General features: G+C 36.5%; 12 protein-coding genes. All 12 read right to left on the bottom strand.

All coding sequences use genetic code 11. The features are described from left to right. The 12 genes from EZJ28_RS15455 to EZJ28_RS15400 all read right to left on the bottom strand — a co-directional run bounded on the left by EZJ28_RS15455 (position 1) and on the right by EZJ28_RS15400 (position 12,693). Entirely contained in the window at positions 1-1,056 is a 1,056-nt protein-coding gene (locus EZJ28_RS15455) for a glycosyltransferase (protein ID WP_131399529.1), read from the bottom strand. Further along, complete coding sequence (locus tag EZJ28_RS15450; protein WP_131399527.1) at positions 1,053-2,168, bottom strand: glycosyltransferase family 4 protein; 1,116 nt, start codon at positions 2,166-2,168, stop codon at positions 1,053-1,055. Before EZJ28_RS15450 ends, EZJ28_RS15455 begins: the two co-directional genes overlap by 4 nt. Then, positions 2,165-2,974 (bottom strand): bifunctional 2-polyprenyl-6-hydroxyphenol methylase/3-demethylubiquinol 3-O-methyltransferase UbiG, encoded by an 810-nt coding sequence (locus EZJ28_RS15445; protein ID WP_131399525.1) that lies wholly within the window; start codon positions 2,972-2,974, stop codon positions 2,165-2,167. Before EZJ28_RS15445 ends, EZJ28_RS15450 begins: the two co-directional genes overlap by 4 nt. Beyond that, complete coding sequence (locus EZJ28_RS15440) at positions 2,967-3,848, bottom strand: hypothetical protein (RefSeq protein WP_131399523.1); 882 nt, start codon at positions 3,846-3,848, stop codon at positions 2,967-2,969. Before EZJ28_RS15440 ends, EZJ28_RS15445 begins: the two co-directional genes overlap by 8 nt. A 109-nt stretch (positions 3,849-3,957) precedes the next feature. After that, positions 3,958-4,971 (bottom strand): glycosyltransferase family 2 protein, encoded by a 1,014-nt coding sequence (locus EZJ28_RS15435; protein ID WP_131399521.1) that lies wholly within the window; start codon positions 4,969-4,971, stop codon positions 3,958-3,960. Further along, positions 4,968-6,512, bottom strand: a complete 1,545-nt coding sequence (locus EZJ28_RS15430) for a glycosyltransferase family 2 protein (protein ID WP_131399519.1) — start codon at positions 6,510-6,512, stop codon at positions 4,968-4,970. The genes EZJ28_RS15435 and EZJ28_RS15430 overlap by 4 nt, the downstream gene beginning before the upstream one ends. Positions 6,513-6,572: 60 nt before the next feature. After that, positions 6,573-7,715, bottom strand: a complete 1,143-nt coding sequence (locus tag EZJ28_RS15425) for a glycosyltransferase family 4 protein (protein ID WP_131399517.1) — start codon at positions 7,713-7,715, stop codon at positions 6,573-6,575. A 19-nt stretch (positions 7,716-7,734) separates the two neighbouring features. Further along, a complete protein-coding gene (locus EZJ28_RS15420) occupies positions 7,735-9,144 on the bottom strand; it encodes a UDP-glycosyltransferase (protein ID WP_131399515.1) in 1,410 nt (469 codons plus the stop codon). A gap of 6 nt (positions 9,145-9,150) precedes the next feature. Continuing rightward, complete coding sequence (gene neuC / locus EZJ28_RS15415; RefSeq protein ID WP_131399513.1) at positions 9,151-10,290, bottom strand: UDP-N-acetylglucosamine 2-epimerase; 1,140 nt, start codon at positions 10,288-10,290, stop codon at positions 9,151-9,153. After that, positions 10,291-11,355 (bottom strand): N-acetylneuraminate synthase family protein, encoded by a 1,065-nt coding sequence (locus EZJ28_RS15410; RefSeq protein WP_131399511.1) that lies wholly within the window; start codon positions 11,353-11,355, stop codon positions 10,291-10,293. Positions 11,356-11,382: 27 nt separating this feature from the next. Then, a complete protein-coding gene (locus EZJ28_RS15405; protein ID WP_347562611.1) occupies positions 11,383-12,060 on the bottom strand; it encodes an acylneuraminate cytidylyltransferase family protein in 678 nt (225 codons plus the stop codon). A 12-nt stretch (positions 12,061-12,072) separates the two neighbouring features. Further along, the gene (locus tag EZJ28_RS15400; protein WP_131399509.1) at positions 12,073-12,693 is read right to left on the bottom strand and encodes a methyltransferase domain-containing protein; all 621 of its coding nucleotides are present in this window, start codon (positions 12,691-12,693) and stop codon (positions 12,073-12,075) included. Positions 12,694-12,758: the final 65 nt, after the last annotated feature.

Below are 12,758 nucleotides of genomic sequence, written 5' to 3'. Positions count from 1 at the left end.
TCAGATTTTTGAGATGAACTTTTGAAATTCTGATAGAATAGCTTCCTCAGAATAATCGTTTTTTATCCTTCTATTGAAATTTATAGAATCTTGTTTAGATTTCTCCCTATTTTCCAGGTAATATTTCATTGCCAAAGCCAATTCTTCTGGATTATTTGCTTCCACTAAAATTCCATCATCTTCAATAATATTGCTGCATTCACCTACTTTAGTGCAAATCACAGGTAAACCGGCCATACCATATTCCAGTAGTGCCAAAGGCAATCCTTCAGAATTTGATGATAACACTCCCATATTGGCATTTGCTAGAAAATTCATAACAGTACTCACTTCTCCGTGATAAAAAATTCCTGGATTATTTTCAACCAGGCTTTTTACTTCAAAAAAGTAAGCATCGTTTGAATGTCGTCCAAACAAGTGCAAAGAAACATCAAATTTATGCTGGATCACCTTAAAGGCTTTGATTAAAGTAAAGTGATCTTTTTGGGGACGTAGATTAGCTACACAAACAATTTTAAATTGACAACCTCCAGGTAATTCTTTTCTTTCTAAACTTATTGGCTGGTTTACGAAATTAGGTAAATAAATTAAAGGCTTTTTAAATTTTAATGTATGCTTAGCCCAGTTTCTCAAATTATTATTTACACTGATAATACCATCAAAATATCTTGATGCTTTTTTTAATAATACGCTTTTCCTCTTATCTAAATTTTCGCTATCCCCATAATGATCATGCCACACAACCTTAACTTTACTCCCAGTAATCTTGCATAAAACTGCCCAAAACAAGGAGCTTCCATGAGCCTGAATAATATCTATTTTATGGAAAGAAATAATCTTTTTCAATTTATAGAATGCTAAAAGATCTGCCGCATTCGATTTTTTTAAAAATTTATAACCCGGACTATACCTGATCTGTTCTGCGAGAAAACCTTCCTCTCTACTTACTGCTATATAGCTTTCAAATCCGCACTTTTTACCAGCTAAAAAATAATTCAGAGCCATTCTTTCAGCTCCACCTGGATTAAGCGTATCTATAAGCTGCAGTATCCTCATAGCATTTTTTTTATTTCAGAACTGAATTTCTCGGTAGTATAGATCTGAGACCATTGCTGTGCCATTCGGGATTTTTCTACCAATTCTCCAGAGGAAGTGAGTAATTTAGATATTTTTTTTGCAACCCGGCTTCCTTCAGGATTGTTAATTATTATGCCTCTTTCTCCCTCACCCATCATCCATCTAACACAAGAAACCGAAGTACCAATCGGCACACAACCAAAAAACATAGCTTCTGCAATGGCCTTAGGCCATCCTTCGCTTTTAGAAAGCAACACAGAAAAGTGAGCTTTACGGTAAGCTTGTTTCAAATCTCCCAGATTCGCACGGCCCTTGAAAACTATAATTTGATCAAGCTCTAATTCCTGAACCATTTGCATGAGTCTATTCTCCATAACCCCATCCCCGTAAATATCCAATTTACAATTCAGGCCAAGTTCCCTTAAGGATTTCATCATACCAATTGTTTCCTTCAAGCCTTTGCCTTCAACCATATTTCCGGAATAGATAAACTGGAAGGGAGGTTTAAATTCTTTTAAAACAGTTTCTCGTTCTTCTTCTGAAAAACTTGCCGTAAAAAAGGGAACTATATTTCTTGTTTGGTTTTTCCACTCTCCATAGACTAAAACCTTGATATTCCTGCTCAAAAAAGTATTACTCAATATCCATTTTTGCAGATTATAAGTCCAGGGTTGCCTGGCGCCTGGATCCCAATTCCCTGCATACTTAACGGTTTTAGATTTTTTCGGAAAAAAGATCTGAGCTATAACAGCTAACATACCAATATTGCCAGGACATCTAATATGCAAATGATCTGCCTGACGCATCGCAGCAATAATTTTGTAAAAATTGACTGGAATTTTAACTAGCGCCTTGAGGAATTCTAATAAGTTTAGAAGATTAAAAGAAGAAATTTCTATAAAATTTAAATTATGATGAATATAATCTTCTCCTAAATCTCTGGTTTTGGAGGTCTTGGATAGAGGGGCTACTATGTGTACCTCATCAACATATCTTAACCACAAATTAATCTCCCTTACATAAGGACTGTAGGCATAATATCTTCTTTCATGCTTATGGTGAATTACATGAGTGAAAATTGCAAACTTCATTTGACAGGTTTTTTGACCATATGTAAACTTAAATGCATACAGGTAAACATATGTTTATCAGAATGGGCAGACATTTCCCAGTCTTCACGATGCCATAATTTTGCTTTATTAATTTTCTTTTCTTCAGAAACCGGCAACAGATTTGCAAAAACACTCCATTTAGCTTTACCAAGGACTGCTCTTCGTCCTCTAATTTCAAATGCTTCTTCAAATTTATAATAGGTCTTTTTTGAAAAAGGCCATTCCCAGTCCTTATCACTTTGAAATGGTCTATATATACTTCTGATCAATTTTATAGGAAGACTGGTTTGCAATGGGTCGTGGCTTACGATCTCACCTCCGTTGCATAACTTCTCGTTTAACTTGGAAATAAGTTCATCAACATCTTTAAAATGATGAAGAACCCCATAAGCGTAAATCAGGTCAAAATCTTTTTCTTTGAAGTCTTCTGATAGGAAATCGATCACCTCAGCCCTGGCACCGGGAATCTTTAAAATTCGCTGGCTTAAATTATTTATGCCTTTGGGGCTTAGATCTATCCCTAAATACTCTTTAGAATTCTGAGCGAGATAAAAACTTAGAGAATTTCCTTCGAAACAGCCTAAATCAAGAACTTTTTTATTGGAGAGGTCCCCAAACCAAGCTTTGTGTAATTCATATATATCATGCTCCACTCCAATCCTCTTTTTTATCCTATTTAAAGCTCCATTTCTAAAATAAGACCATATTCGGGTTGCAACGTTCTTTTTTTTAGTATTATAGAATTCCCTCTGTCGTTGGTTGATATTTTTATAATCTCTATTCAATAAATATTCGTCTTAGGTCATAAAAATTATACTTTAGGGAAGCTTTCCAATTAGCGATTCTTTCTTTTTCAGGAGATTTTATATCTCCGTCGAATACAATTTTGAACCTGCCTTTATATGGCAGAACAGACAGGTGGTGCATACCCCTATTAAACCATTTGAGAGTGTCTATTTTATCTAAATATGATTCCGCATACTTCTCAAATTTAATTTCTTTATTAGTATATTTTAATTTGTATAAAGAAATGCCAGAGCCATACCCTCTATTATTTCTTTGTAAAGGTAAAAACCATTCATCTCCTACCTGAAAAAAATTACCTCCCGCCCTTGTTTCATCACCATAGCGCTCCTTAAAATTATCACTTTTAACCCATGGGCCGGTTAAACTTTTTGAAGAATAAATGGTTTGTTTTAAATTTTCATCACTCACACTGATCAACTTAATAGAATCAGAAATAAGTATAGCTGGATCTTTAAAAGTAACATCTTTAATTAAGGTATCAGAAACACTCCATTTACGTGGAAAACTATCTGCTTTATATAACAACACATTTCCCGATTGTTTTGATTCAGGGAGCATGTAATAATCCCCATCCCACTTGAAAACCTGAGGAAAAGATAAATGAAAATCCTCATCCAGAATATCTCCTTCAAATTGAAAATCCTCCCCATTTCTTGATGTTAATAGACCTATATTCGCATTACCTTCGGCCTGATGTTCAAAAAATATGTAATGAGTGCTATCTTCAATAAAAATGAATGGATCTGCTAAAAACTGCGTTGATCCAGCGGTTTGCCTATTAAACCATTCTTTATCCAGAATAATGCTGTTTTTCACGGGTTCTTCTTCAAATACATTGGTAAGTGTATTCATTCCAATGGACCAACCGTCCCCTTTTATAGTGAAAAAATTATATCTCCAGTTCGCTATCATGATGATGATGAATAGCAATAGAATAATATATAGAAGTGCTCTAAAAGCCTTATTCACTCGTTAGATTTTTAAAGATTAAAGTAAACCAACCGGCAATTCTGCCAAAACTTTCGGTGAGTGCCTCTTTGCGTTTCGAAGTTGAAATCACATTTCCAAATCGCACCAAAGTTAACAAATATGCCGTAGCATGCCATTTGAATCGGGCTTTCAGACTGGGATGCGGATATTTGACTCTCCATACATACCAACCATTTATTATCACCATCTTACCAAACTTATATTTATTTGGACGTCCAGCCTGTTCATGGTGATGGACCACCCGAGCTGCACAATTAACATATAGCTGACCAATTTTCGACGCTCTTAAACAAAAGTCCATATCCTCGTAAAGTCCATATCCTTCAAAATAGGATGAAAATTTAATTTTTTGAAAAAGATTGCTTCGATAAGAGGATACTCCACCCATAAAGAACTCCACCTCATAAGTTTTATCTAATGGTGGTAAAAATCCTGTCGAAAAGCCATGAGAAAATTCGGGCATAAATCCAGGGGGCTTATCAGATAATAATCCTAATCTTTTTCTAAAAACATTCCGCTGTCCAAGCTTACGCACATAATTGTCTATGATAAATTCATCAAATTTCGGTTTATAGTTCCCTTCTACTTTTCGCCAGTAAGTATCGTCATCTATCCAACCTCCAACTGCGATAGCCTCCGGCTTTTTTTTATAGGTAGAAAGCAATTGTGCGAAATAATCCTTCTCCAGTACTAGGTCATCATCTGCAAAACAAATAACGTCCACATTGCCACTATGATCTATCCCGTAATTTCTCTGTTTGGTAAGCCCCCTATCTTCAACCCCTACTTTAAAATATTTCAGATTCACATACGGATTCTCATCTATGATATCTTTAGTTTCTTCGGTAAAAGATCCATCAATAATAAGAATCTCATCGGGATACTGTGTTTGTTTTTTTACCGAGTCTAGCAAACGCTTTAAACTGGAAGCTCTTTCGTAAGTACAGACAATTAGGCCGAAGCTGATTTTTTCCTCAGTTATCATCGCTTAGTTTCAGTTTTATCCAATTTTTCACACAAACTTTCACTGAGTTTCCAACGCTTTTGCATTGATCGAAAATAACGAAAAGGATTTATGATCTTCTGATTCTTATAATATTTTATAAATAGGGATATCTTGAATCCCTTCATCATCTGTTTGGAATAATGTTGTTTAATAAGAAACATCATTGTCGGGGAAGGCTTTGGTTCTAGCTCCTGTTCCTTCCAGTTATTCACTCCTGGTGTTCTGAACCCCCCTGTGTTCGCTTTTAGATGCGTAAATTGTAAATCTGGGTGATAAATAATATCACACCCCAAGTTTCTTAGTTGCATTCCATAATCGATATCTTCCCCGAAACCATACTCCAGGAACTTTGAGAACTTACATTGCAAAGCGTATTCACTTTTCACCAGAGCGTTCGCCGAACCAAAAGCACCCCATTGTTTAATTTTAGAAAATACGGTTTTCTCTCCGGGCTGTAGAGAATTAAGATTAAGACAACTTACACCTAGTCTCTTCAGTTCTTCAAAACTATTTTCCAATAGCCTGGGCTCAATCCTAATATCATCATCGGCAAATAGCACCCAGTTCGATCTTACTTCCTCTAGAGCAAGATTCCTGGCATGACAGGCCCCCATTGTGTGAACAAAATGATGTATGATCTCAAATGGCCACTCTTCTTCCAAAAAATTAAGTTGAGAGTTTGAGTCTGGATCAGGGTCCTGTTCTACGATTATAACGCGATGAGGTAGCTTGGTTTGTTGCCTCAAATCTTTTAAAAGATTCTTAACATGCCCCGGCCTGAATAGGGTTGGAATGATCACATCTATTGAAGTTGATAAAGTATTATTATTACTAACACGTATCGAATTAATTGGAAGATCTACTTCAAGCCTGAAAAAGAATTTGGAAAATTGGCTTTGTATAAAAGAAATTACGGGAAGTTTTTTTTCATACTTCCAGGATGCAAACAATAGGACCCACAGCCATTCTTTCTTATAATGTTGTGCTACGAATTTAAATAGCTCATTGATATTGCCATGAGAATGTAACGAAAGCTGCTGTTTACTTTTGGTTAGATTTGGGTTGGAATAGCAAAAAAGTCCATTCTGCTGACCAATTTTGGCAATTGAATTTAAAAGGAACTGGAAATTATATTCATCACTGTAATAATCTTTAAAGAAAAGTAAAGTGCTTCCCTTAATACCTCCAATATCAGCACTCATTCGCCAGGTACCATATGGCACCTTCGGGTTCACATTTATAAAAGGCATCTGATCTACGTATCCAATAGAATCGGGAAGAAAATTAGATTCTATAGCATATGAAGCCATTATGAGATCGTGATGGAAAATGGTTTTAAAAGCATCAAAATGTATCGTGGGATAGAATTTTTCTTCGCACCATATTATTAATTCTTCCGGAAATTTTTCGGCAAGTTCCCAGAATACCTGAATAATTGACCTACCTGTTAACGATACTTCTTTCTCATCTTTGACCGCTCTTAGAAATTCAGAGGTATTTCGGTGAATCAGGAAAATCATTTGGAAACTAGTTTTTTAAATTTGCCATTTTTATTACCTCCATTCACTGCTTGATGTTGTTTAAGACCGATGAAGCATTTCCTTATAAAATTCTATATTCTTTTTCGCCACGACTTCTGCCGAGAATTTTCTACTAACCTGTTCTCTGGCCTGTTTTCCCATGGAATTCCTCAATTCTTCATCATCCAGGAGTCGGATTATCTTTTGGGCGTATGCTTTATGAAATCTGGGGTCTTCAATAAAACCGGTTTCTTCTTTTATCATTACCTCCCCGGCCCAACCAATATTGGAAGTAACAAGAGCCTTTTCCATGGACATAGCTTCAATCCAGGTCATAGGTAGTGCCTCAGCAAAACTCGGCAAAACCACTACAGTCGCCTCAGCTATATGCTTCTTTACTTCTTCATACTCAACAGCTCCTAGATATTTGAATTTGTCTACTGCCTTTTCAGACAAATTCTCCCTGAATAGGTCAATCGTGGATCTGTTCTCAAAAATATCGATTACATCCTTACCGATAATCATTAATTCGGAATCAGGTCTTTCTTTTATAACCTCATTAAATATCTTACTAAGCTCAAGAACACCTTTTTTGCGAATTACCGTTCCAAAATAAAGGATCCTGTTTTCTACTGGCTTCTTTACTGCCGGTAAAAATTTGTCAATTTCTATGCTATTTGGAAGAATGCTGAAAGGGATCTCCAGGTTAAAGACCTCGTTCGTTTTATTTGCGGTAAATCGACTCACCGATATATGACGATCGGCATTTTTTAAGGCTATCTTTTCAAATAACCTGTTCTTCAATTTCTGTCTCCTGTTCTCCAGCTCACAGAAATAGGCATCAGAACCATTCAATCTTATCACTACCGGACAATTTATCCTCATAAAGGCAGTGATACCCGTCCAGTCTGTCGCTTCTAAAATGTCTATTTTTTCTTTTGCAATTAAGCTGTTCAGGAATTTCTGGATATATTTTCTATGGAAGAACCATCCCGCAAAGGCATAATTCTGATGTTTCAGAAAATAAAACTGAATGCCATTTTCCTTCAGTTCCCTTGATAAGGATTGTCCATAGATCACAATGCTCACTCTGATATTATTCTTCACCAGAGTTTCGGCCAGGTTCTTTATACTGGTTCCCAATCCGCCAGAAGGACCTGACAGTTCGTGGGGATATTCTGGTGTTAGGAAAGCAATGTGCATTTCAAATTGGGATTGTTTTTTAACTTATTAGATCTTGCCGGGAGGACAAATTAGAAATAAATTCCCAGAATCTTTCAGAAGCCTTTTCCGCCGGCTGCAGATTTATCTTTTCAAACCATTTCAGCGCATTTTCCACAGGAAATTCGATCTCTTTATCAAGAACTTTCTTTATCACGCCCGATATTTCATCCTTATTATCTATCCAGATTACAGCATCCCTGCCAGGCATGCTCCTGAAATGTACATAATCGTATATGATCGCTACATCTTTTACAGCTCTTTTGCCTTCCGGATCGTAATTAATAAAAGCACACGGCTTTTTATAACTGGCATAATCGAACACCATAGAGGAGCCAAGATTGATGACCATGAAAGTATTTGAAATAATGCTGGTTTGTAATTTAAGATCCTCTTCTTCAGGTAAGATTTCATTCCAGGCTTCCCCTGCTTTATACCATTCAGGCTTTATTTCAGTAATAATATGTTTATAGTTTTCAAGGATATCATCATATCGGCCGGAATGATCTACAGGAGATCTTCTGAAAATAATTCCAATATCATAGCCTTTTGAATTAAGGCTTTCTACTGCCTGAGCTGTGTCTTCCAGATAAACCTCATCATGGGGGGAAGTGGTAATATCGTCTCCAGAAAAACAGAGATATTTTCGGGAAGACTCCAATCTAAACCTATTAATGAATTCTTCCCTTTCCAGCCTTTTCTGCCTGTCAAAATGCACCTCAAACTGCGGAGTGCCGGTGATGATAACCTTTTCCGCTAAAATATGGGGGTAATACTTTAGAAGTTCCTGTTTCATATGATCGCTCCAAACGAAATAGAAATCGGCATCTACCACTTTAGTTGCCTTAGGTAAATTATCCCATGAAAAAATAAAACAACCTGTGGGGACCCCAAGATCCCTGGCTGCAAGCACCGGTGCTATCGCAGTTAAGGGTCGCTGGTTGGTGCAAAATAGAAATTCTGGTTGCTCCCGCTGTAGTAGGTCAAAGCATTGAGTATAATATTTCGATTTTCTTTCAGCTTCTTCCATCCTTTTCTGCAGATGTTTTACACCTTTTTCGCCTGAATGCATATTTACCATCATCCTGACAAAAGAATTCTTTAGTCGGGTTTTCAAACCGTTACCAGAAGAAGGAAATTTATAGGTCTGGTAGACGGGATCATTGAATTTCGAAGTAAAATGATTCAGCTCACTTTCTATTTTCGCTCTTTTATAAAGATCGGTCACCGCCCTTGGTTCAGGTTTGAGTTTGATCTGTTTCAGTCCTTGTTCAGAAAGATCTTTCGAGGTCTGATTCCAGAAAATGATATCATATCCCAGCTGCTTTCCTATTTCAGGAAATGATCCGTAAGCAAAATTCTTCAATCCAACCCCGTCTGGTATTAAAACAAATATCTTATTATTTTTCAAGGGTAGTTAATTTAGATCTCTGAACTGTTTTTGATGCTCTATATCCCATATATCCCCTTTTTGGAGCAGGTTTAAAAACTTTTTGGCGCTGTCACCATTCCCAAAATCAAATCCCCCATCAGTAAAGGTTACTTCTTCAGTTCTGTCTATCGACTTTAGAATATTTTCCACGGAATAATCACAGTTTATAATCTGGGTATTTGCAGACCTGTTCTTCTGGCGTGTACCTATATTCACTGATGGAATCTTATAATAATGTGCTTCACGTATACCAGCACTACTATTCCCAATGATAAACTTTGCATTTTTAAGCAGACTTAGGAAATATTCAAACCTTAAGGACGGAATGATTCGGAATTTCGAATTATTTTCAAGTCGTTCATACTTTTGCAGGATTATCCCAGTGCCACGATCATTATTAGGATATATAACCACATAATTGTGATTATCCTCCAGGAGGGCATTTACGAAATTCGAAGCATGCTTTTCCATGAGGTCCGCTTCCGTGGTTACCGGATGAAACATGGCAATGGCATATTCCTCAAAATTGATTTCATAATATTCTTTGACCGTTTCTAAAGCTGGCAGATTCTCTGAAAACATGATATCGATATCTGGTGAGCCTATTTTAAAAACAGAGCTTTCCAGTTCCCCCATTTGAATGAGTCTTCTTTTTGCCTGGTCATTGGCAACAAAATGTACATGGCTAAGTTTAGTTACACTATGCCGAATGAGTTCGTCAATGGTTCCGGAAAGTTCACCACCTTCTATATGTGCCACCAGAATATTATTGAGAGATCCCACTATGGCTCCGGCTAATGTTTCTATCCTGTCGCCGTGAACCACTATCAGATCGGGATTTTCTTCTTTTACATGGGAAGAAAGTCCTTCTATGGTTTTTGCCAGGCTTAGATCCATGGTCATCTCGCTGGTATGGTTTTCAAAGGTCCTTATATTTTTAAACCCTGCTTTTTCAAGCTCCAGTACCGTGTAACCATACTTTCTTTGCAGATGCATTCCGGTAGCGAATATTATATATTCAAAACCCGGTTCTTCCTTTACTACCTGCATTAAGCTCTTTAGCTTCCCAAAATCAGCCCGGGTCCCGGTGATAAATAGTATTTTCTTTGATACTTTTCCTTTCATTTAAAACCCTTGTGTATTTACATCTTCCCAGCAAATTAACTCATCGGCTTCTATATCTTTTATTGCAATTTTTCCAATAATCTGATCAAAGAATTCAGCTGAAATTTCTCCTGTACCTGGTCTTTTCACCCAAATATTTTCAGGGGTAAATACTTCGCCAGCTTTGATTGGGGAAATGGTACATACGCTGGCAAATGCAAAATCACTTGTGATCTTTTCCTCTTTAGCCGGAATTTTTCTTCCTCCCCGCATCAACGAAATTTCTGTAGAGGATTTTATCAGATCTCTGCAATCATTTTCATCCATACTACAAAGAATATCCGGTCCATTGCGATCCTTATGGTCAGTAAAATGTCGTTCTAAAATTGACGCACCCAAAGCTACGGCACCCAAACATGCATTATTATTTAAAGTATGATCAGACAATCCAAACACTTTTTCAGGAAATGACTGATGTAATTCAATCATTGCCCCATACCTTACTAATTGAGGTGGGGTTGGATAAAGATTAGTAGTATGCATCAATGCCACGGGAACTTTATGATCATCAAAAATAGAAACCGCCTTCTTTATACTTTTAATATCATTCATCCCGGTACTCAAAATAACAGGTTTTCCAAATTTTGCAATATGCTCTAAAAGAGGATAGTTATTGCATTCTCCACTTCCTATTTTAAAGGCAGGAACATTAAAAGAATTCAATCTGTCCGCAGCTGCCCTGGAGAATGGTGTTGAAATAAAGATCATATGATTTTCTTCCACATACTTCTTCAGCTCCAACTCATCTGCCTCATTAAGAGAGCATCTTTTCATAATCTCATATATAGAAACATCTGCATTTCCGGGAATTACATTTTTTGCTGCTTTGGTCATTTCATCCTCAACGATATGAGTCTGATGCTTCACTATCTCAGCCCCGGCCCGCCTAGCTGAATCTACCATTTCTTTTGCCACTTCAAGAGAACCCTCATGATTTATTCCTATTTCGGCTATCACAAGCGGCTGATAATCCATCCCGATCTTCCTTCCAGATATTTCTATATACGGGTCTCCGACTTTTCTCATTTGCTCATTCCTTTTAATACTCTTAAATCACTTTTCTAGCTCCTCATTTCGATAGAGGAATTGTGCATATTTCAGGTCCTCCCATGTATCTATATCAACTTTAGCATAAGGATGATTAATTTCATATGCCAGATTATTTTCTCCCAAAAGAACATCTTTCATGATAATGTTCGAACGCATTATATATAACAGGCCATTTTCGTAATATAAAGGCTCCAAATCCTGACTCCTTTGTCCCATATTATAATTATATGGAACGAATCTGTTCTTTACAATTTTGCCTAGTTTATGATAATTTCTGCTAACCGTTATTAAACTATCATAATCTCCATTCTTAAATTCTTTTAACGAATCCCTCAATAGACTTGCTGGCCTTAAAGGGTTAGTTGGTTGTAATAGGATAATCACATCAAACTCATTATTCAAACTCAATAAAGCATGTTTGAGCGCTGACACAGTAGTACACTTATCACCTGAAAGATTTGCCGGTCGCTCAATAACCTTTACTCCTGCCGTTACGGCTACCTTAGCTATTTCCTTAGAATCTGTAGTTACCACAATATCCTTGATAAAATCGCAGTTTGCTTTGGCATAGTTAATACTATGCTCTAACAAAGTAATATCCCCAAGCAATTGCAGATTCTTATTAGGGATTCTTTTAGAGCCTCCTCTGGCTGGAATTATCACTACAGTTTTTATGGCCAATTTTCTATCTATTTATATTTTTTTCAATCGATAAATTGATTGCTTTCTCCACTCACGATACTCAACAATCTCAAATCCATTTCTTTTAAAAATATCTCTTAGGTCCGAGTTTGTATAATCACTTAGCCAGCCCTGTTTTAATCTATTCGCCCCAGAAATATCACTACACGCATAGGTGAGATTAATATATTTTAGAGAACCTGCAAGTTCCTTAAAAAGCCTATCCAGATCATAAACATATTCAAGCACCCCGCTAAAAATGGCGGTATCATAAGGTTTGAGATCAATTATTTCCTCTTCATTTAGATCACAGTATATCACATTTGAATCCCTTACATAAATATCTGAAGGGGTATAATCACAATTTGCAGGAAGATAATCTTTCAAATGCATATTCCCGGCTCCAAACTCAATAACTTTAGCTTCAGGTCTTACCATTTTAGCAAGGATTTTTGATCTTTCTTTCCAGTCTTCATTTAATTCACTGTTTTTCTTCCATCGCTTAATATCAGATCTTTTCTGCTCTTTAAGCTTCTTAGTTGTTTCCATCCTTCTATTTGATAGAATAGACTCGTAAGCCTTCTCCAATCTAAATACAAGTATCTTAAATATTTTTCTTACAATTTTGAGCATTCTTACATTTCAATTTTAAATCTTATTGATCTAAGATCCTTCGATATCTCATAATAATAATTTGA

Origin of the sequence: Gramella sp. KN1008 (assembly GCF_004332155.1) — a bacterium.
Taxonomy (GTDB): domain Bacteria; phylum Bacteroidota; class Bacteroidia; order Flavobacteriales; family Flavobacteriaceae; genus Christiangramia.
This window is presented reverse-complemented; position numbering and strand designations above follow the sequence as displayed.

Excerpts from the sequence above, each read along its gene's own strand:
- EZJ28_RS15435 (WP_131399521.1), bottom strand. The coding sequence starts at position 4,971 with ATGATAACTGAGGAAAAAATCAGCTTCGGCCTAATTGTCTGTACTTAC.
- EZJ28_RS15455 (WP_131399529.1), bottom strand. The coding sequence starts at position 1,056 with ATGAGGATACTGCAGCTTATAGATACGCTTAATCCAGGTGGAGCTGAA.
- neuC (WP_131399513.1), bottom strand. The coding sequence starts at position 10,290 with ATGAAAGGAAAAGTATCAAAGAAAATACTATTTATCACCGGGACCCGG.
- EZJ28_RS15430 (WP_131399519.1), bottom strand. The coding sequence starts at position 6,512 with ATGATTTTCCTGATTCACCGAAATACCTCTGAATTTCTAAGAGCGGTC.
- EZJ28_RS15440 (WP_131399523.1), bottom strand. The coding sequence starts at position 3,848 with ATGAATACACTTACCAATGTATTTGAAGAAGAACCCGTGAAAAACAGC.
- EZJ28_RS15450 (WP_131399527.1), bottom strand. The coding sequence starts at position 2,168 with ATGAAGTTTGCAATTTTCACTCATGTAATTCACCATAAGCATGAAAGA.
- EZJ28_RS15410 (WP_131399511.1), bottom strand. The coding sequence starts at position 11,355 with ATGAGAAAAGTCGGAGACCCGTATATAGAAATATCTGGAAGGAAGATC.
- EZJ28_RS15425 (WP_131399517.1), bottom strand. The coding sequence starts at position 7,715 with ATGCACATTGCTTTCCTAACACCAGAATATCCCCACGAACTGTCAGGT.
- EZJ28_RS15400 (WP_131399509.1), bottom strand. The coding sequence starts at position 12,693 with ATGCTCAAAATTGTAAGAAAAATATTTAAGATACTTGTATTTAGATTG.